Source organism: Sporosarcina sp. USHLN248, assembly GCF_037144575.1.
GTDB classification, from domain to species: Bacteria; Bacillota; Bacilli; order Bacillales_A; family Planococcaceae; genus Sporosarcina; species Sporosarcina contaminans.
Genome location: NZ_JBBCZC010000024.1, coordinates 1 through 21,587 on the forward strand (window position 1 = coordinate 1; position 21,587 = coordinate 21,587).

Consider the following 21,587-nt stretch of genomic DNA (forward strand, 5'->3'; position numbering starts at 1 on the left):
GCCTGGAACGGAAAGCGACGGTTGTCAGGGGTTCCCCATTTATTCTCCAACCAGAAAGGGACTATCACAGAAAATCAGTTTTCACTGACTTTCTGGACAGCCCCTTTTTTATTTTTTGTAGGTTGAAAATGAAATAACAATAGGAGAAAATGCGTGGCGTTTGTCAATGTCTTGGAGCGAGGGCGGTTTTCCCGAGTGAGCATAAGGAGCGGAGAGGCGTTGACAAAAGTTGAACACATCTTATCGAAAAGAGTTGCGAATGAACAGATGCAAAATAGCCATTTTCATAGTTATATAGATGACCGTATGAAATCCATGTGGTTGAAGTTTGCTCTTTTGATGTTGATGATTTTTAATATGATTTCCGAATGGTGTAATAGTAATGGATATAGGTGATGAGTTTTATGCGCTTTCTAAGTTGTTTCGTGAAAATGAAAAGGATATTTACGTTTTTGAAGCTATTTACACATGTAATAGATCATATAATGAGCTTGTCATTAACGGGTATGTCTGTTCCTATGCATATACAGCTTGGAGCACTTAATTGTCGATTAGGAAGTTTTATTAATCTCGAAGCTTGTTTTTATTTCCCGGGAAGTAAAGCTTAATCTCTATTTTATGAGATAAATCGACATAGTTTTACTTTTCACCTCATCTGTATCTGTGGACTAATATATCCATCTTTTAAAATTCTTTTAAAACCTATGAAACTTTTTCTGTAAATCTCCGTCTGTACGTTGCTTATATGATTGTGGAGGGTACATGAATGAGGAAGATTTATAGAAACGTGCCGATCATTGTATGCTTACTTGTCGTTATATGGATCAGTGCGATGTGGTTATTAGCAGAATCGCAAGAAATCGTTTTTGCGCAAGATCAAGATCGTTTTATTACGAAAAGGGAATTCGACCGGGTTCTGACGTTGCAGGAGCGGCAGCCGATTTATATGAAGGGGGCAGCTTTGACACAGATAGGCGAGTTGGAAGCGAATCAGCCGGTTGCGATTATAGGTGAGGATGAGGTGTATTATGAGCTGCGGCTTGGAAATATGTCCGTTTTTCTCCGTAAAGGGTATGGGACAGTAGAGAAAAAGAGACTCTTGGCAGTTGGACATACGGAGCGGTTGGCTGCAATTCAAGCGATTCAAAAAACAGCCGTTTACGAGGAGGCTGATTTGGAAAGCGGCATAATCATGATGTTGGAAGAAGGTTATCGTTATCCGATTGTGCGAGAGGAAGGAGATTGGTATATCCTTAAGATAGGAGAGCGACCGGGGTATATTCATAAACAGTCGGTTGGAATGGATGCGGGGCTGCCGGTGCTTGTGTATCATCAAGTTTTGCCGATTGAGTTGATGACAACGATGATTAGTACCGTCTCATTGGAATCGTTTGAGCGGCAAATGGAGTATTTGGCAGATCATCATTTTGAGACGCTGACTGCTCAACAGCTTTATGATTACTTGGAAGGGCGCCTTGTTTTATCAAACAAAGCGGTTCTCATTACGTTCGATGATGGATTATTATCATCGAAGGAATTTGCTTACCCGATATTAAAGCAATATGGGTTCACTGCGCTTCAGCATATTATTTCCTCGCGAACAGTTCGGGCAGAGGGAGAGCAGTTGTTTGATGCGGAAGGTCCATTGCAGTTTTTTACCGCTGCTGATATCAAGGAACTATCGGATGTATTCCAGTTTGAAGCACATACGAATGATTTGCATTCCCTAAATGAGACGGGTAAAGGCGTTGCATTGCAACAATCAAAAGAAGAGATATTATCGGATTTACAGCAAAATATTGCGCAAGTGCCTGCCGCTATTTCATTAGCTTATCCATTTGGACATTATAATGATGATTTCATTCGAGCGGCAAAAGAGGCGGGTCTATTGATCGGCTTTACGACGACCGAGGGTTATGCAAATATGAAGACATCCAATTATGAAGTTTGTCGATTCGGTGTAACAGAGAAAAAGTCGTTTGAGCAATTTGTCGCGTATGTGGAAGGGGATATTACAGGGCAGTGAAGGAGGGCGAGGGTTCGTAAATGAGTACTATTGATCAAATCATTGATGAGCATTCGAGTTATTTAGTGCGCATCGCTTATTTATATGTAAAAAATTGGTCAACTGCAGAGGATGTTGTACAAGAAGTATTCGTTACGTATTTTCAGAAAAGCGACCAGTTCCGCAACGAGGCCTCGTTAAAAACTTATTTAACGAAAATGACAGCAAATCGTGCAAAAGATTATTTGCGCTCATGGAAGCATAAAAAAGATGTGCTATTCGATACCATTTTTGTATCGGATAAAGGAGCAGACGAAGTTGTATTGGAGCAAGAGCGGTTAGCCTCGCTTGAAAAAAATCTTTTCCAGCTTCCATTAAAATATCGCGAACCCTTAATTTTGTTTTACTATGACGAGCAATCCATCGCAGAGATTGCAAATTACTTACAGCTGAACGAAAACACCGTTAAAACAAGGCTGCGTAGGGCCAAGCAGCAGTTAAAGGAGTTTTTTGAGGAAGACGACGGGGAGGTAGTGAGCAATTGAATGACTTCAAAAGTAAGTTAGATCAAATGATGGGCGATACATCAAAGCAGGAAAGGCGGATCAAGCAGCGTGTGCATGAACGTTTGGAGACTCCGACGAAAAGGTTTTCTTTGCAAGCGCTACTCGTCTCAGCGGCGATCCCATTAGTAGCACTATTTCTTATTTTGACAATTGACCCAATGAATTATCTTTCCTCAGATAAAGGTCCCGGCGTACCGTATGATCCATTAGATGATTTGGCACAAATTTCGGCGCTGCATAAGAAGAAACAATTGTCAGCCATTAACTATGAGGAACTATTGGCACTTCCGCACTTTGATCAAGTCGACGGTTTGTATTACATCGATGTAGAAAAGTTTTCGGTGGAAGGGAGCTCTGACACTTTTCATACGGTCGTTGAGCGCAAAGAGAATTTATTTGACGAGGTTGTGTATAAGGCTGGCGATATTGTACGTACGATGACGAATACGACAAGCCATTTGCCGACCTACATGGATACCTATTATGAAGTAATCGCGGTACCGGGAGATCGGGTCGTGCTAAAAAATGGGGAGCTTACGATCAATGGCAAACCGTTGCAATCAGAACTAATGGATCTTTATGAGAAACAGGACGTTACGATCGTAGGTGGTTACGACCAGTTGTTAAATGCACGGGAATATTTATTATTGAACCACTTTCCGGCAAATGAAACTGTTCAGGGGGCAACGATAACTCCTGTCCATAAAATTTACGGACAAGTTGTAGGGGTAGCGACGGAAGAACGTACCGAATCGATTTATTTCGATTATTTATCTGGACAGCTTACTGGCAATTATACACCAGAGCAATATTTTGATTTGTATTTATATGACGACCTTTTTGGTTTTGGAGACTTGCCGGAAACTCCTATATTTACGCAAATTAGTCGGTTAGGTGAGTTGTTTTTAGAAGCATCTTATCGAAAGGAAGTTCCTATTTCCGAAAATGAGGTACAAATTCGCTATCAATATGGGAGAGAAGGAGTAGCGGAGCAAGTGTTTACGATGATGTGGGATGCAAGCTCCAGTCGATGGATTATTCAAGAATAGCATGATTTGAATGAGGGGGATGGGACCCCCGTAGTCATTCATGAACCTTAGGTCGGCAGCTGTCCAAAAGAAGTCGTCAACCAACCGCTTATTATAAAGGACGGGCCGACCTTCATAGTTTTTGCAAAAGACTATTCAGAAGATGCACTGCAATTATAGGAACAGTTTAAGATAAAATAGTGAAATCAACCTTCTATTGATTTGACCGTGTTTAGTTATTTGTAGTAAATTGTCGCAAATAAACTATGCACAATGACTTACAAAATTTAAAAAAGAGGTGGATGAAATTGAAAAGATTCTTCATTTCATTGGTAACATTATTCCTTTTGTTTTCATTAACACCGATTGTAGAAGCAGAGACGGAGTACCCGCCGTACAACGATCCAATTCCGTTCAAAGATATGCAAAAAGGGAATGGTGCATCGTGGGATGTAATGTTCCTGTACAAAAAGGGAATTATTGGAGGCTATCCAGATGGCACATTCCGACCGAATGAACCAATTACTAGGGCACAAGCTTCCGCTATGCTCCTAAAGGCGTTGGATATTCCATTGCTACGTAACCCTTCTGTTACATTCAAGGATGTGTCGAAACAGTCCTCGCACTATTTAACGCTTGCAACTATAAATGAAAAGGGAATCCTGCGTGGGGAAAACGGCTTTATGCGACCAGCAGAGCAGACGACGCGGGCCCAAATGGCCGCGATTTTACGTCGGGCATTTGACCTTCCATTGGAACAGAAACCGATGTTCAGGGATGTCTCGACAGCTCATTGGGCATTTGGTGATATTAATAGTGCGGCACTAAATCGGATTGCGGGTGGCTACCAGGACGGAACATTCAAACCGGGAAATCCCGTGACACGGGCCCAGTTCTCTTCTTTCCTTGCGCGTGCAATCGATGACAAAATGAAGTTGCCGGAACCGATCTCCTATGTTAGTCAGAAGGGAATTGTCGTGGAAGAGGATGGCTTTATGTATACGGTCAAAGGCCAAAAGCTTGTGAAGATTAATAAAAAGACGAAAGAGGAAACAGTACTGCTAACGGAACGCGATTTTCCGACACAGGATGGGGTGTTTGAGGTTCACTTGGAAACAGGGTTTCCGATCATCCTCCAAAACAACATGATTTACGTTCCATACTGGGCCGCTGTATCTCAAGTGGCTGATTATCCATACATGTATGGTGTATTTCAAACGAATAAGCATGGTGCAATAAATAATACGAGGTATATGGACATTGCAATTGATGCAAACCATGCAATGAGTATGCGGAATTTCAACGTTTACGGCCATGACTATTATTACACGGTAGAGAAAAACTTACGGTACTTCGATTACAATCCGATCTTTGATGAATCTGTAAATGTGGACCAGACACTCGTTCTTTACCATGACAGTCCAAATACAATGAAACCAGTAAAAGTGATGGAATTCGACGCTCGCGTCATTTTTGAGCGACTTGATGGATCTACAAGATTTTCAACAAACATTACGCAAAATAACAAGTCTGTCAAATTTGATCCTACTACGATGTTTTATTTCAATAAAAAAGGTGTGTTTGCATACAACTTGCTGGACGGGAAAACGAAAAAACTATCCACTATTCAAGCGAAGGATATGAAACTGACGGATAAAACTGTCGAAATCACTGATGTGAAAGGGAAGAAACATTCTTTGAAAAAATAAACAGTCACAAAAAGAATCCATCCCTTAAGCGGTAAGCTCTCAAAGGATGGATTCTTTTCATTTCCTTTTTATGAGGAGCGATAACTCCCTATTTTCCTGCGGGGCATTTATCCATAAACGTTTCCATCGTTTGAATCAATGGATCAATATGAGGTTCAAATAGATTATGATCCGATTCGTCAAAAACAACTATGTTGGCTTGGGGCATTTTCTCTGTATATTGTTCCGCTGCTTCTACTGACAACGCTGCACCTTGTTTCCCAGCACGGATAATAAGAACTGGACATTCGATTGATGATAAATCATCCCAAAAGAGTACTTGTGAAGATTCTTTCTGGATATTATGCAATGCCGTCATACTCATTCTTTCGGACAGTGGTTTTCCTCTCCAAGGCGGTAAGGAGGAAAAAAATTCAACCCACCCTTGTGGGAGTTGTGTGTGAATCGCAGGGTAGTCACCAATGATTAACCCTTTGATTATGGTTTTGTTATTGAGTGCATATTGTAGTACGTATGAAACGCTTCTAGAGTAGCCGAACAAGAAAAAGTTTCTTAACTTAAGGTGTTGAACAACAGCGTCAATATCGCTAACATGATCATACAGTGTATATCCAGTTTCCGGAGTATCGCTTTTGCCGCGGCCCCTAAGCGTGATAATAATACAATGTCTCGGGGAGAGTTTTTCGATGATAGCTATATAATCTTCTGCTGATTCTGAAAGCCCCGGAATAATGACTAAAGGAGCCTCTTCTTTTTTATCCGCATTGGCTTCAATAAAATGTATGTGAATCCCCTTATTATCAACCCAACAATCTTTGTACATTATAGCCATTCCACCTTTCAATTGTTTGTTTACTGATTGAATCTTCCGTCACCTTAAGGCATGAAAAGGAAGAAATGCGTGGACTCCTTTAACACAATTAACGATTTGAGTGATTCGCAAATCTACAACCATCGTAGCGTATGCATAGGCTTCTGTCCTTGAGATGTCATAGAGCGATGACAGTAAATCGATCATTTCACGTAAAGCAAGCCACATAGCCTCTTCAAGATCTTCATGGAATCCCATCGTTAGCCAACCGGTATTTGTTTTAGCTCTGGGCATGTTAATTTTAAGATCATCTCTTACTGTAAAGGTTAAATTCACCCTTTCCATCGGGCATTCAAGGGCAGGACCGCTTACTTCACCATCCCCTTGCGCGGCATGACCATCTCCTGTTGAAAAAAGGCCACCTTCAACGGGGATCGGTAAAAATAATGTACTTCCTGCTTGTAATTCTTTACAATCCATATTTCCACCTAATGGCCGAGGAGGAATGGTAGAATGTTTTCCTTCTTCCTCAGGAGGCATTCCCATAAGCCCCATAAAAGGTTTCAGCTCAACACTATATTTAAAATTTCCAAATTGACTTCTTCCTACCATTTGTTCTACATCAAGTTCAAAGTCCAATAGAACTTCACTCGATTCAACCATTCCCAACTTTTCGTTCCAATAACTAGGGAAGCCTCCCGCAGATGTCCATCCCCACGTACCTGTAATGATTTCATTTATCTTTATTTCCAATGTCTGTCCAGGCTTAGCTTGATGAATCAATACGGGACCAACTAATGCGTGTCCGAACTCCTTCGTTTTGCGATCCGGATGAAATTCAGTAAATTTTTTTCTTGCTTCTCCCAAAGCAGAGCGTTTCTCTAGACCCCATGCAGCGTCCAAAGTTTGAAAAATGACAGTATCCCCTGAGTTGATGTTTAGAGCTGGTTGTAGTTCTTTGCTGAAAAAGCCATGAAGTGTGTTTGAATCTGGTTGTAAATAATGAATGTTAGACATTTCATTCCCCCTAACAATTGATTTCGTTATTTTGAAGTAAATTCAGAATAACTTTATTACTTTATAGAGTAATTTAAATTTCTTAAATCGTCAATATGATTTACGTTTTAAAGTAAAAATAATTACGTATATTGATGTTATACCGAAACGATCGGATTTTTCGACTTAGCTGATTGGATAAGAGCTTAAACAGACAGATAAATAATTACAGGGAAGCGAGCCCGGTGCCCATCATAGTAATCGGTTAGCTGTCTACTAAATAGAGGAGACTATCAACTGGATACGATCGATTTCAGACGATGAATGGCCTTACGTGCATGTTTTATTACTATCTACGGTAAACGAGCAATTATCGTGAAAAGGTTTAACACTTTGTTCAAATGGGTAAATTGATTGGCAAATGGGGTAAATTTGATTACACATAAAATCCCTATACAAAGAGCATCGTAAAAATAAGCAATTGAAAAGCACTACCTATTATGAAAATAAATATTGTTCGGATGCTTTGATGGTTCATTTAAAAATCATATTTAATCATGCATGACAAATAGCCGTCTATAACGATTTTTTATAATCGAATAGGCGGCTCGTTTTTTCATGTGTGCCTTCTAGCGAATATCCTTAGGTAAGGGAGGAATACAAACTGTACAAGCAGCTTAAAAGCATTCATTAAGTTTTATTTTCTGGAATAATTGCGTATTTATTCCAATAAAAATGAATATATCGTATGATGAACAAAGTGGATCGCTCAAATCGATTCTCATTTCACATGCTTTGGAGTCGGTATGGGCCATCTAAAAGCTATGACCACTTTTAGATTTTGGAAGTGGAAAGAGCAGAAAGGGGTATTTTTTTGCATATTACAAGGGTGTTTTGGTATGCAGTCGTTATTTGTATAGCGATTGTTCTTTGGGGTGCTTTAGCTCCAGAAAATTTGAACGAGCTGACTGTATCAGCAACAACATTTATTTATGATCATTTCGGATGGTTTTACATATTCGTAATTGTTGCGATGATTAGTTTTTGCATCTATATGATGTTTTCCCGTTTTGGAAAGGTGAAGTTAGGAAAAGAAAAGGATAAGCCTGAATTTAGTTTACTTGCATGGTTTGCCATGTTGTTCAGCGCGGGAATGGGCATCGGGCTGATGTTTTTTACAACAGCCGAAACAATTTCACATGCTTTTATCAGTTCGCCGAACGGGGAGCCGGGATCTGATCAGGCGATTATAGAATCGCTTCAATACGCAATGTTTCACTGGGGCCTTCATGGCTGGGGGCTGTATAGCATTGTAGCACTTATACTCGCTTATTTTAAGTTTCGAGTTGGCGCGCCAGGGTTGATTAGTGCGACGCTTGAGCCGTTATTTGGCAAGAAAATTATGCGAGGCACAGTTGGTCACATCGTAGATACGCTTGCGATCTTTGCGACGGTCGTTGGTGTCGCATCTACATTAGGATTCGGATCAGCGCAAATTAATAGCGGCTTGACGTATTTGTTTGACGCACCTAAAACGTTTTGGTTTCAATTAATCATTTTAGCAATCGCGACAGTGTTATTTATTGCTTCAGCATGGTCGGGTATTGGAAGGGGTATAAAATACTTAAGCACGACGAATATTGTCGTTGCATTTATTCTTCTAGCTCTGTTGTTTATCGTCGGGCCATCTATGTACATTTTAAATCTGTTTACAACATCGATCGGAAAATATGCTGGGAATATCATCGAAATGAGTTTTGAACTGAAACCGTTGAATGGAGAACAACGCCAGTGGATTAATGATTGGACAATATTTTATTGGGCATGGTGGATTTCTTGGGCACCATTTGTAGGGATGTTCATCGCACGTGTTTCAAAAGGCCGTACGATTAGAGAGTTTGTTGCGGGTGTGCTGCTTGCTCCGACACTTGTAACTTTCATTTTCTTTGCAGTTTTTGGCGGCTCAGCATTATACTTAGAGCAAAATGGGCTTGCAAAGCTGTCCACTTTAGTTACAGATACAGTGACATTTGGCATGTATGAGCATTATCCACTTGGCACCGTACTGTCGCTAATTACGGTGTTTGTCATTGCCATATTTTTTATAACCTCTGCGGATTCTGCAACATTTGTACTTGGCATGTTCAGTACAGGGGGACAATTGAATCCTTCAAATGTTGTCAAAATCGTTTGGGGGATCGCATTAGCTGCAATGGCAGCCATTGTCATGTACTCCGGCGGCATAAAAGGGTTTCAAAATATGCTCATTATATCGGCGTTGCCACTCTCCCTAATTGTTATTTTTATGGTCGTGTCCTTTTATAAAATCATACAGCAAAAAGAGTGAATGGCTAAATCGTTGGAATGAAAAGTTTCAACAAAATCGAAAAAATCATAAGGTGGGGTTGTCGTGAATCTACTAAACGTTAGAAAAGGACAATTTGTCTATTATCGCAATAAGCTGCATCAAGTGTACTCTGTAAAACCATTTTTTAAGAAGTCTGTTCACTTAATTCGCCTTGAGGATTTAGAGCAGCAACTTGTTACTGCGAAAGAAATCACATTGTATAAACCGAAGCATTTAGATAGTTTTGTCTTCAATTATAAGCGATTTACGCTTCATAAAGAGGAAAAGGCGAAAGTCGGTGATTATATATTAATTACAAATCCTAAACCTGACTCCTTGGATCATCACCATCTTCATGCGATAGAAATTGTCTCTTCGATCGAAGCATATGGCGTAATTAGCAATAAATCAAATGGCATCAAACATAGTGAATATTGGGTAATGGTGCCAGGTCTTGAAGAGGGCGCAACAATTATTGACTTAGAACAGCCTGACGCGCATGAAGCAAGTGATCTACTGAAAAAACAAGAACTTGATTCACGTCCAACTTATATCCCGAAAATTGGCGATGTTTTTCAAAACAATAATAGTGACCCTGTTCTTCAAGCGATGGTCGTTGCAATTGAAGGAGAGACGATCTATTTAGGCAGCGATATTGAAATCGATGTAGATCAATTGACGAAAAGTGGTACATGGAGATTAGTTGCACGGGTACCTTTGTAATTGTTTTCTGTTATATACGATTTAGGAAATATGTTGTTGAATAAGAAGTACCCATCCCCTCCTTGGGAGCAAAAAAACGCCAAGGGGGGATTTGTATATAGTGCTGCTCATTCTTCTCTCTCGTCTTTTCGAATGAATGTGAAAAACACTGTAAAGCCAATGAGGGAAGTCGTGAATAATATAATGCCCATCGGAACAGCGGATGCTTCCCGAATGCCGGCGAGCGGTGTAAAGATCGATCCTAACAATAGTGGAAGCATGCCTAAGACGGCACTTGCACTTCCTGCGCGATGCCCTTGCTTAGCCATCCCGAGTGTAAAGGTGCTTGTTATCACCATACCAATTGTAATCATGTAAATGAAAATGGAAATGACAAGCGTGGCTAAAGGTCCTTTCATAATTGTCATCATGAGCAGTATGGATGTTGCAGTCAAAGAGATGACGACGGCAGCTTGCAGTAAGCTTTTCTCCGAGACAATACCGCTAAAGCGTCCAATAATAAAGCTGCCCGTTATAATGGCGATTCCATTGATTCCAAATAATATACTAAATGTTTGAGGTGATACGCCGTAAATCTCTTGGTAAATAAACGGCGTTCCGGACACATAAGCAAAACTGCCGCCATGTATGAAACCAACAACTAAAGCGTACCCGATAAACGAACGGTCAGTCATCAAACTTCCCATCGTCTTTACCGACGCACCTATCGAACTCGGAATCCGCATATCTTGCGGCAATGTCTCCTTCAGTTTCCAACCAACAATAATGACGATGAATAGTCCAATAAAACATAGAGCGTAAAAGATGCTTCTCCAACTTGCGGATTCAAAAGATAGAATTGCTCCACCAGCTATTGGGGCGATCATTGGTGCAACAGCATTGATCACCATTAAAAGTGCAAAAAACTTCGTAAGTTCTTTGCCGCTAAATACATCTCGCACGACTGCACGTGATAGAACGACTCCTGCCGAAGCAGTAAACCCTTGTAAAAAACGTGCTGCAATTAATATGGAAATATTTGGCGATAAAGCACATAGAATGGAAGCCGCTGCAAAAAGGAAAGTAGCGATTAACAAAGGCTTCCTCCTGCCCCGTGCGTCACTAATCGGACCGATTACCAATTGGCCAAACGCAAGACCTAACAAGCAGGCAGTTAAACTGGATTGTACGAGTGTGGCGCTCGTCTGTAAATCACTTGCGATTCCGGGAAAACTCGGTAAATACATATCGATATTCAAAGGTCCTAAGAAGGCAAGCAGCCCTAAGAGTATAGCCAATGCGAAACGCGTTGCCCCTGTCGGATTATGTAATAAAGAATCTTTTTTCTCATTATAAATGACTCATCACTCCTAACCGCTTAATTCTAAGCGTTTATAAGTGATTTGTTAAGTTTTTTGTGAATGAAAAAGAAATTTCTCGTAATAGGAGTGAATTGTAAAAATACCAGGCACTGATTAAATAGAGCTTGTTTCTGTGCCTGGCCTTTATTTTACGTACTTTGCATTTTGCGCAACATAATAATTCGTTTCCAAAGTGCTTTATTCTCGATTTTCGCAAATCCGCTAATACCTGGCGTTGTATTTACTTCAAATAAAATAGGTGTTCCATTTTGATTGAGCCCGAAGTCCATTCCGTATTCCCGATTGGGCAAAACAGAATAAATCACTTTCGCTGCTGCAGTCGCAATCTCTTCAATCCTCTTTATTGTATTCTTTTGATTCCTTTTGTTTTTTGTTTGCGATAATACTTCGGCAATGGTCATTACATGAGCGCCTCGATGAGGATTCACAATCCCGCTTTCTGTCACAGTTTCATTTGCAATCGTTCCATACATTCCTCCAATGACCCAATCGTTTTTCAGTTGTTGAACGTGAACACGAATCGAAAATGGCTGTCCATTTTGAGTGTGGCTTTGTATGTCTTCCTGGAGAATGTAAAGGCCGCTCTCTCTCCCTAACTTAATAAATGGATGGAGGAGCTGCCGAATTTCATTCACATTTAAAACGGTTTTTTGGATAGGTTTCCCTTGAATTGTAAAACCGTTTATATAATAGGTTCCGTCGGCATTTTTGTGGATTTTGAAGATTGCTCTGCCTTGTCCAGTCGTATCATGTTTTACATAGACGGATGGACAACGGCTCAATAGATCGTCCAAATGGTGTTCATTGAATAATTTTGTTTCTGGAATATGTTTTGCGATATGTGGATGCTGCTGTAAACTCATGTTTTGCTCCCATTTCCCTAACGTTCTTTTCATTTGATCGCCCTCATTTATCGTGAAATTTTCGCCCCCCATTTCTTCCGAATGGCTACTGGTATTCGAATCTTCTTTCTTATTTTATGCGCATGGAATAATTGGAACTGGATTTTTGATAAAAGGCAGATTGATTATACTTGTAAAATATTTGATCAGGATTTTGTCTGGAGCTAGCAAAAACTTAGTTCCGACTCGGACTGATAGGTCTTTTCGACAGCTTTTGAAACTTTCGATCGTAAGAAACCGTATATGTAGTAACGAATGAGTACATACAGTAGAACGGAATGCTCCGATTTATCTTTTTTATTCCGAGTTCAATTACGTGAAATGATGAAGGGGAACTCTTTTTTTCCAAGTTGACAATTATAGTTCTGTGATAGGTTGATAGGCTTTGTGAATATATGGAGGGGATTACATGAGACAGCTATATATTAAGCAAAAGGTATTCAGTTTGAGCGGGAAGTTTTCGGTGAAGGACGAACGTGAGAACGAAGTATACTTTGTGGAAGGGAGTTTCATGCAAATTCCGAAGACGTTTTCCATAAAGGATTCTTCGGGGCATGAAGTTGGATTGATTACGAAGAAAACGTTTAGCTTTTTACCAACTTTTTTTGTAGAAGTGAATGGCCGGGAGGCTGTAATGATCAAAAAACAATTTTCCTTTTTCAAGGCCCGTTATACGATTGATGCAGTGGATATGGAAGTACGGGGGAACTGGTGGGATATGAATTTCGGAGTGTATCAAAATGGCGAAATTATCGGTTCCGTCAGCAAGAAGTGGTTTACTTGGGGAGATAGCTACGAGTTGCAAATCGAGAATGAAGAAATGGAATCTCTCTTAGTGGCGCTTGTTGTGGCGATTGATTGCGCTAAATCCAACCAGGCTGCAGCTGCTTCAACTCCCGGTGTGTGAGAAATTTGGAATGCATGTGTATTTGCATTAAATGAAATCATTGCATACTGTTTCGAGGAGTCAATATGCGGATATTTGAGGGAATTGTGAGCTATACTCTGAAGTCTTGCTTATGTGTGGTTGGTGGAAAATATGAGTTTGTTGGCTGTTTATGCGTTAATGATGAGAATTATGAGTTTCTGTAACAATTTGTGATTGTTTGTGTGGCTTTATGAGTTTTGAGAGCGACTTATGAGTGGTTGATGGGAATTATGAGTTTCGAGGGTGACTTATGAGTAGTTGAAAGGCTTAATGATTTTGCGTGCTGCTTCGTAACTGGTTGATGAGATCTATGAGTGGATGGTACGACTTATGCACGGTTGGAGGAATTTATGCGGTTATGCACCGTTTTATAAGTTGATTACCTGCACATTTTCGTGCTTCGCATCTGGTGATTCGGGATAACTTTCGCTATAATGGAGTATTGCGTCACATATAAAGATGCAGGAAGGTCGCGAAAAGTGACTGTTCGATAGATGATGAAAGTCGTGAAGGAGGAATGATCTCTTGACCGTTAAAATAGGAGAAACTATGATTGCTGACATTCGGCATTTGGATGGCAAAGGAAATGGACAGGCGGTTATATGGCGCGAGAATGAATTAGGCAATCCGAAAAAGTTGAAGCTTACCATTCCACAGACGCTGCCCGGTGAAACTGTTCAAGTTGTCGTGGATCAGCCCGAGAAAAAGAGAAGGAAAGTAATGCCTGAAAAGGTCATATCGGCGAATCCGGATCGGGTGGAGGCGCCTTGTCCGCATTTTGAACTTTGCGGCGGCTGTGTGTGGCAACATTGGAGCTACGGCGGACAGTTAAAGCATAAGACGGAGTTTGTGAAAGAAGCGTTGAGAAGCGTTGGACAAGATCCTGACCTCGTTTTAGACACGATCGGCATGGACGAGCCATGGCATTACAGAAATAAAATGGAATTTACGTTTTCTCCTGAAGGGGAGCTTGGTCTGCACGAGCAAGGGAATTTTCGAAACATCATTCCACTTGAAACGTGCTTGATTGCAGGCCGGAATATGGTCGATGCGGCGATGGAAGTGCGAAGTTGGACGAAGGATCATGGGCTCAAAGGGTATGATAAAGATGCGCATGAAGGACTTCTTCGCCATTTGATGGTCCGGGAATCGTTTGCGACAGGCGAAATCATGCTTGCGTTGTTTGCAACGGAAGCTCCTACTGATGAATTGGAAGCTGCGGCTGCAGATTTGATTGGAAGAATTACTAAGAAGTTTACGAATGTGAAAAGCTTGCTTTGGCTTGTGAATACAGATTGGGCAGACCGGACACAATCCGAAGAGACTTTTGTTCTGGCAGGACGTGATTTCATTTATGATGAATTGGGTGGTTATCGCTACCGGCTATGGTTCGATACGTTTTTCCAGACGAACCCGGTCCAGGCACAAAAGCTTGTTGATTTGGCGTTGAAAATGGGTAAGCCGCAGGAAGACGAAAAGATGATCGACCTGTTTTGCGGTGTCGGAACATTCTCCTTACCGTTTGCGGCTCGAGTGAAGGAATTGGCCGGGATTGAAATTGTCGAAACGTCAATTGAATCCGCCAAACGGAATGCCTTGGATAATGATTTGCATAACACAACATTTTTAGCTCGGGACGCGCGTCGGGGAATTGATGAAGTGCATGAGAGCTGGGGATTGGCAGATCTGTTGCTCATTGACCCGCCACGCAGCGGTGCTGGCGGTAAAGTGATGCGCCGAATTGGGCGTGCGCAACCGAAGCGGATTGTCTACGTATCCTGTAATCCGGAAACATTCGCAACGGATATCGCAGAATTGCTGCCGTTCGGCTATACACTCCAAAACGTGCAGCCGGTTGACCTTTTCCCTCATACTGTACACGTTGAATGCGTTGCACTTTTGACATTGGATGAGTAAACAAATAGCAGGCATCGGTTCGAAAATGAATGGATGCCTGCTATTTTTGCGTATGTACAGGTATAGAGGAAAATACTAACGCCTCTTGCAATCTTTATGCAATTTTGTAATTGAATTAGTGTAGTTATACGTAAATGCGGCAGGTAACAAGAAAACCACCCTTCACTCAAAGGGGGTTTCCGATAAACGTCACAACATTAAATGTTCACTACAAAGGATACTGTTGTTCCTTGATTTGGTTTGCTTTTAATTTGAAGTCCTGTACCGAAATGTCGCATCAACCGCTGATTTGCATTAATCAATCCAATACTTGATCGGCTTCCTTCTTTTCTTTCCAATAGACTTTGTACTTGATCTTCATTCATTCCGACTCCGTCATCTTTAACTGAAACTTCCACATTCCCTTCTTGGACAACCACTTTAATAACAACTGTCCCGCCGTCGATACGCTTCATCACTCCGTGTCTAACAGCATTCTCAACTAACGGTTGGATTGTTAGAAATGGAATTTTAAGGCCCTTGCATTCATCCAACTCCCAAATGACTTTCAAGCGGTCCCCAAAACGAACTTGTTCGATATTCAGATAGGATCTTGAAAGATTCAATTCCTCTTCGATCGGTATCAGTCCATCCTTATGTTGATATTGAAACTTGCTTCTTAAAAATTCGCTTAGTTCCCCTAATAAATGATTCATCTTTTCTAAGTCGATTTCACTTAAAGCGATGATGGAATTTAATGTGTTGAATAAGAAGTGGGGCTGGATTTGTGCTTGCAGCCAAGCTGCCTCCAATTGTAATTGTTCACGCATTACTCTTTTAATCGTTGTGAGTGCCTGCACTCTGGCTCTTAATTCGACCATGTCAACAGGTTTTGTCACATAATCGTTCGCCCCTGCTGAAAAACCCGTTTGTATGTCTTTTGGGTCGCTTCTTGCGGTAAGCAATAAAATCGGGAGTTCTGTCAGAGAGTAGCGCTTTCGAATGATCTGAGTCAGCTCATATCCGGACATGTTCGGCATCATGACATCCGAGATAACTAAGTTCCACTCCTTTTTCTTTAAATGCGCTAACGCTTCCTTACCGCTCGTCACCGTGGTAACCTCATATTGGTCAACCGACAAGATTGATTGAAGAACTTGTAAGTTGATTGGATCATCATCGACAATTAATATTGGCAGTTTCATAGAACGTTTTTCGATGGAAGGTGATTGGTTAGCGATTGCCATGATTTCCGAACCCTTCTGGTGGAATGAATGTTCCATCGAGTGACTCATAGCTGCTTCTGACGATATGTCATGCTGAGCATTGATTGTAGCTTCATTGATGTTTAGTTGGGCCAACTTTAGAGAAAAGGTGAACGCTGACCCTTTTCCGAATGACGAAGAGACTTGTAGCTTCCCGCCATGCAGTTCAACTAACTGCTTGCTTATATTTAACCCTAATCCAAGCCCACCTGAGTTAGTTGCTGTATTGGCCGCTTGCTCATAAGGATGGAACAAGTGCTGAAGAAAATTTTCTTCTATTCCTATTCCCGTATCGGAAATGGTAATAAATGCACGATCATCTTGTACCTTACCCTGAATGCGAATTTCTCCTTCATGCGTATACTTGATCGCATTATGAAGCAAGTTGTATATAATTTGAATGACTCGGTTTTCGTCTGCAATGACAGGCGGAAAGTCTTTCGGGATTTCATTTACAATCGTAACCGGCTTTACCTCAACGAGGAAATGCAGCATATCCATCACTCCGGTTACGATAGGCTGGATCTCAATTGTTTTTGTTTGAAGACGCGGATGACCTTCCCGAAGGCTTTCCACATCGAGTAAATCATTTAATAACAGGGACATCCTCCGGCCGACCGTCAATATCGTCTCAAGCTCATGAACACTTTTATTTTTTAATTGATCTCTTTCTCGCATTAATACAGATTGTGACATATTAATGATGCCGTGAAGCGGATTTTTAAATTCATGGGACGTATTCGCTAAGAACTGGTCCTTATGTTCATTCATTTTTTGCAATTTCAATGCTAATTTTGCTGTTTCTGCATGCATTGTAAAATAATCTTTAAACCAGATCGATGCAAAACAACCGATCGAAATAATCAAATCAAATGGGTAATGTACAGCACTTACGCCTACTTCTCTCCAATAGATTACCCAAGCAAAATGGTGGGCAGCTGCTATCAAGGAAAGCAGCAATAAAAGATTCCCAGAGATGTTTCTATAAATCTTTTTAAGGATTGTAATGAGCGCAACAACAATTGCGAGTCCTGCCAACAAGTAATAAACAGGAAACAACTTTATTATTTGACTTGGCGATAGGAGAAGTGTAACGATGGATAACCCAAGAGTGATACTTGAGTAAATCGGAGTCATTACACGCCAATATGGAAGGGTACGTTGACCCACTGAATGTAATAAAGCCAAGCAAGCAATCGGAATTAATGCGTTAGCAATGCGAAAATCCCACTCGTATCCAACGTCAAATAGTAAGTGGAATATTTTCTCATCACTACTAATTAGATTCATGAACGTTATGGAAAATAAAAGTAAAGAAAAATAGAGAAGCTTTTTCTCCCGATTCCCTAAGAAATATAGGATTAGAGCATAGATGGAATGGATAAAAAATATGACAGATGCTACTAATTGTAAGGATAAGGACAGTCCTCTTTCTTTGGATAACATAGCTTCCGAACCGAATTTAACCGAACGAATGATGCCACTACGACGAACATCTTTGAAGTTTGCCGCTTGAATGACAACTTCTATTACGCCGTTTTCATCTGCAGTGAAAGATGCTGAATATGGCAGATTTTTTGCCGTGTATTCACCTTCCGTTTTTCCTACCTTTCCAGATCCCCCCATGAATCGTCCATTGATATACAACTCGGATGAACTTCGAACGCTTGGTACATATAAACTATAATTAACGTTTTCATTAGGGTTTACATGTATTCGTAGCCGGTAGGAGCCGTAGCCATATGGAGTGGATTCACCGTCTTGAAAATCCTCATTCCACTTGCCTGGAACTTGAACAAATTTTTTTTGAGGAGGGGCTGTCAATGACTGCCGCTCATGATCCATTAACAACTGCGATGGATAAAACTCCCACTCCCCATCAAGCAGCAGAACTTCCTCTTCTTGTGTATCCCAATTACATAAATCCAATTTGCCTTCTATTATTTGTGTATTTGAGAGATTATAAAACGCATTCATCCATAGCATACGAGAACTTGATAAAATAAGTAAAAATATTCCTATGATCAACAGAATATATCGTTTTTTCATATATGTATTCGCAGATTCCTTTCCGCAAACCTTCCCCCCCTAATAAGGTGACAGAACTACTCAGATACTACACTATGCTTGTATATAGTGTAAATAGAGGAAGTCATTGTTTTCAAAAAGGAATGCTTATTGCATTTTTTTTCTTCACTTAGAAAAAACAATTGTAGACGATTCTTGACGTATTTTCATTCATGCGTAAGATTGCTTGATGATGAGCAAATATTGCGTTTTATGCGTGAGGTGTAACCGTTATACGTGACATGTAGAGTTATGCGTATGCTGGAGCCGTTATGCACTTTTTGGTAGGGAGAATGGGGACAGAGAAGGTTCTCTTGCTCTGTTTTTGGGTATATTTATAAGTATATTTGTAGCTTGGAATGATGAATTGTATGCGAAAGGTAGTGAGTTCGTGACAAAGAAACTGTGGTTCCAGACTGGCGTTGCTCTTCTGCTTGCCATTTTGATCATTAAGTATTTTATGGAAATTAATTTCATATTTGCTCCAGTTGCCATCATTGTTAAAACAGCTATATTGCCTGTTATTTTTGGTGGGGTGCTCTTTTATTTAGCGGAACCTGTACAGCGCAGACTTGAAGCGAGTAATGTGCCACGGTGGGGGAGTATTACGATCATCGTAGCCTGTATAGCTGTCATTATATGGGCATTCGCTTCGATTATCGGGCCAATTATTTCGAAGCAGGTAAATAGCTTGATTGACAACGCGCCTGAATTGACGGAAGAACTTAATGAAATCCGTATTAATTTATTGGAACAGAAGGAAGACTTGCCGGAGCCGGTTCGGGATTCACTTGACAGCGCTCTCGACTCACTGCAATCCATCGCTGTGAAATTCGGGTTATGGATCGTACAATTTTTGCAGTCATTCGTACAAGCTGTCGTTCTGCTCATCCTCGTACCGTTTTTCTTTATATTTATGTTGAAGGACCATGAAAAATTTGCTCCGCTCATTTATAATTTGTTCACTGGTGAGCGTCGGGAGTGGGTGAAAAAGACGCTGAATGACATCGATCAAGTGTTGCGTTCTTATATTCAAGGACAGCTGCTAATCAGTACGATTCTTGCATCGTTAATACTGATCGGCTACTTAGCTATCGGGCTTGAATACGCATTGTTGCTTGCAATTTTTGCTTTATTCATGAATGTCATTCCGTTCTTGGGCCCTTGGATTGCGTTCACTCCTGCGGTAATCATCGCCTATTTGCAAGATCCAAAACTCGTCATTTGGGTATCGATCGTCACCCTTGCCGCCCAGCAGATGGACAGCCATCTCATTACTCCGAACATTATGGGAAAAACGCTCGATATTCATCCTCTCACTGTCATAACCCTCATTTTAGCAGCGGGCAGCATTGCAGGGTTCTTCGGCATCCTTTTAGCCATTCCGACATATGCTGTCATTAAGGTGATCGTCATTAATATCTATGAACGAAGGAAAGAGATAAAACGGGCTGCAACGAAAAGCATATAGCATGGCAAGCTGCGAATAGTGTAGCTTGCTTTTTTATGTACAACTTTGCTTTCGGGTTGAATGAAGGGAAATCACTTCCGGTCAAACTCGATATACCTTGTTCCTTGGAACGTCAACATGCCAACATCGCCTTCCGCAAGCATTCCATATTCGGTAGCTTTCATATGAAACTCGATTCGGTCACCGCTTTCTACTTGAAAGGTAACATAATACTTAGTCGTTGCGGAGCTGTCTCCACTTCCGCCCGAAGTATGCGCCCGCTTCGTTACAACATGAGCAGGAACGGTCAGCCGGGGCGAATTGTTGTTTTTGGACCATTGTCCAATGCCGCTGACGATGGTGAATATGATAAAACCGATCACAATTATAAAAACAGTGGTTATAAAAATTGGAACGAAAGAAAACATAAAATCGTCAAATGCATTAAATCCCATAAAAGCACCTCCATATTGTCTTCAAGTATATTACGTTTATTTGAATGAGTAGTTTCAATATTTCAGTAAAGGATATCGGTTTATTCATAAAAGTGGTAACATGGTGAGGAAATATTCTTTTAGAATAGAGATTAGCGATGAACGGAACATAGAGCTAATAGGAAATGTCTGAAGATTGATTTAGAGCAACAGTCGGTCCAATAAGGACGGGGCAATGGAGTGGAATTTGGGAGGTTGTAAAATGGATAAAGAAAAAATACTGTCGTTATTTCATAAGGAGCTGCGGCAAGAGCTGCAGTCGCAGGGGTATCGACGTGAAGAAACGGAACATGTCGTTCGTCATGTATCGTTACACGGTGAAAGGGGATTTATTATAGCATCTCATGTAAATGAAGAGAATGCACGAAAAATTATCCAGGAAGAGTTAGACCATTTCAAACGACTTGGAATCGGATTTGAATGGAAAGTGTATAGCTATGACAAACCGGATTATTTGAAAGAGCTTCTTGAGGAAGAGGGTTTTATGTCCGAGCCGCGAGAAGCGCTGATGGTTATGGACATTCACGATATGCCTTCATTACTCGGCGTTGATGAGGAAATACATATAAAAGAAATTATTGATGAGAAAGGTGTTCGGGACATTATTTCGTTAATTGATTTCATTTGGCAAGAGTCGCATGAAGAGTTAGGGAATCGGCTTTGGAGAGACAAACAGGATGATCCGGATTCTTTATTTTTATACGGGGTTTACGATGGGGAGAAATTAGTCAGTGCTTGCTGGATGTATTTAGAGGAAAATTCTTCGTTCGCAAGTTTATGGGGCGGGTCGACTTTGCCTGAATATCGAGGAAAGGGCTATTACACATCGCTCTTATCGATCCGGGCTAAAAAGGCTGCCGAACAAGGATATCGTTTTCTTACCGTAGATGCGAGTCCGATGAGCCAGCCAATCCTGCAAAAGCATGGTTTTGAGTGTCTTGCTTATTCGTATGGCTGTCAATCACCGCAGGCAGAACCCTCTCAGTGAGGATGGCAATAAAAGAAAATTCCCCTTAAGTCATTGACTTTGAAGGGGAGA

16 protein-coding genes are annotated in these 21,587 nt (G+C 40.9%); 10 read left to right on the top strand and 6 right to left on the bottom strand.

Annotated elements, in window-relative coordinates; all coding sequences use genetic code 11:
• Positions 1-766: 766 nt before the first annotated feature.
• From WFH04_RS11015 to WFH04_RS11030, 4 genes are all read left to right on the top strand, one after another.
• Positions 767-2,026, top strand: coding sequence for a polysaccharide deacetylase family protein (locus WFH04_RS11015; RefSeq protein ID WP_336824102.1), 1,260 nt, complete (start codon positions 767-769; stop codon positions 2,024-2,026).
• A gap of 20 nt (positions 2,027-2,046) precedes the next feature.
• Entirely contained in the window at positions 2,047-2,550 is a 504-nt protein-coding gene (locus WFH04_RS11020; RefSeq protein WP_336824103.1) for a sigma-70 family RNA polymerase sigma factor, read from the top strand.
• Complete coding sequence (locus WFH04_RS11025; RefSeq protein WP_336824104.1) at positions 2,547-3,620, top strand: S26 family signal peptidase; 1,074 nt, start codon at positions 2,547-2,549, stop codon at positions 3,618-3,620. The genes WFH04_RS11020 and WFH04_RS11025 overlap by 4 nt, the downstream gene beginning before the upstream one ends.
• A gap of 287 nt (positions 3,621-3,907) precedes the next feature.
• Positions 3,908-5,308 (top strand): S-layer homology domain-containing protein, encoded by a 1,401-nt coding sequence (locus WFH04_RS11030; RefSeq protein WP_336824105.1) that lies wholly within the window; start codon positions 3,908-3,910, stop codon positions 5,306-5,308.
• A gap of 88 nt (positions 5,309-5,396) precedes the next feature.
• On the opposite strand, the gene WFH04_RS11035 is transcribed toward WFH04_RS11030, so the two are convergent.
• On the bottom strand, positions 5,397-6,131 hold the full coding sequence (locus WFH04_RS11035) for an alpha/beta fold hydrolase (RefSeq protein WP_336824106.1): 735 nt from the start codon (positions 6,129-6,131) through the stop codon (positions 5,397-5,399).
• Between the two features lie 48 nt (positions 6,132-6,179).
• Positions 6,180-7,136: an acetamidase/formamidase family protein gene (locus tag WFH04_RS11040; protein WP_336824107.1), complete on the bottom strand. Its 957-nt coding sequence runs from the start codon at positions 7,134-7,136 to the stop codon at positions 6,180-6,182.
• Positions 7,137-7,989: 853 nt separating this feature from the next.
• Between WFH04_RS11040 and WFH04_RS11045 the strand changes: the two genes are divergently transcribed.
• Entirely contained in the window at positions 7,990-9,462 is a 1,473-nt protein-coding gene (locus tag WFH04_RS11045; protein WP_336824108.1) for a BCCT family transporter, read from the top strand.
• 63 nt (positions 9,463-9,525) lie between these two features.
• Complete coding sequence (locus WFH04_RS11050) at positions 9,526-10,185, top strand: hypothetical protein (protein WP_336824109.1); 660 nt, start codon at positions 9,526-9,528, stop codon at positions 10,183-10,185.
• A 107-nt stretch (positions 10,186-10,292) separates the two neighbouring features.
• Here the strand turns inward: WFH04_RS11050 and WFH04_RS11055 are convergent, their stop codons facing one another.
• Both WFH04_RS11055 and WFH04_RS11060 read right to left on the bottom strand, forming a co-directional pair.
• A complete protein-coding gene (locus WFH04_RS11055; RefSeq protein ID WP_336824159.1) occupies positions 10,293-11,522 on the bottom strand; it encodes a Bcr/CflA family efflux MFS transporter in 1,230 nt (409 codons plus the stop codon).
• Between the two features lie 152 nt (positions 11,523-11,674).
• Complete coding sequence (locus WFH04_RS11060) at positions 11,675-12,442, bottom strand: YheC/YheD family protein (protein ID WP_336824110.1); 768 nt, start codon at positions 12,440-12,442, stop codon at positions 11,675-11,677.
• Positions 12,443-12,857: 415 nt separating this feature from the next.
• On the opposite strand from WFH04_RS11060, the gene WFH04_RS11065 reads away from it, so the two are divergent.
• Positions 12,858-13,355 (top strand): LURP-one-related/scramblase family protein, encoded by a 498-nt coding sequence (locus tag WFH04_RS11065; RefSeq protein WP_336824111.1) that lies wholly within the window; start codon positions 12,858-12,860, stop codon positions 13,353-13,355.
• 570 nt (positions 13,356-13,925) lie between these two features.
• Positions 13,926-15,293 (top strand): 23S rRNA (uracil(1939)-C(5))-methyltransferase RlmD, encoded by a 1,368-nt coding sequence (gene rlmD, locus WFH04_RS11070; RefSeq protein WP_408020187.1) that lies wholly within the window; start codon positions 13,926-13,928, stop codon positions 15,291-15,293.
• A gap of 197 nt (positions 15,294-15,490) precedes the next feature.
• Here the strand turns inward: rlmD and WFH04_RS11075 are convergent, their stop codons facing one another.
• Positions 15,491-18,586: an ATP-binding response regulator gene (locus tag WFH04_RS11075; RefSeq protein ID WP_336824113.1), complete on the bottom strand. Its 3,096-nt coding sequence runs from the start codon at positions 18,584-18,586 to the stop codon at positions 15,491-15,493.
• Positions 18,587-18,995: 409 nt separating this feature from the next.
• Here WFH04_RS11075 and WFH04_RS11080 point away from each other — a divergent pair, with 409 nt between their 5' ends.
• Positions 18,996-20,075 (top strand): AI-2E family transporter, encoded by a 1,080-nt coding sequence (locus WFH04_RS11080; protein WP_336824114.1) that lies wholly within the window; start codon positions 18,996-18,998, stop codon positions 20,073-20,075.
• Between the two features lie 71 nt (positions 20,076-20,146).
• Here the strand turns inward: WFH04_RS11080 and WFH04_RS11085 are convergent, their stop codons facing one another.
• The gene (locus tag WFH04_RS11085) at positions 20,147-20,509 is read right to left on the bottom strand and encodes a DUF2500 domain-containing protein (RefSeq protein WP_336824115.1); all 363 of its coding nucleotides are present in this window, start codon (positions 20,507-20,509) and stop codon (positions 20,147-20,149) included.
• 241 nt (positions 20,510-20,750) lie between these two features.
• Here WFH04_RS11085 and WFH04_RS11090 point away from each other — a divergent pair, with 241 nt between their 5' ends.
• Positions 20,751-21,536 carry a GNAT family N-acetyltransferase gene (locus WFH04_RS11090; protein WP_336824116.1) on the top strand — a complete coding sequence of 262 codons (786 nt, stop codon included), beginning with the start codon at positions 20,751-20,753 and terminating at the stop codon, positions 21,534-21,536.
• Positions 21,537-21,587: the final 51 nt, after the last annotated feature.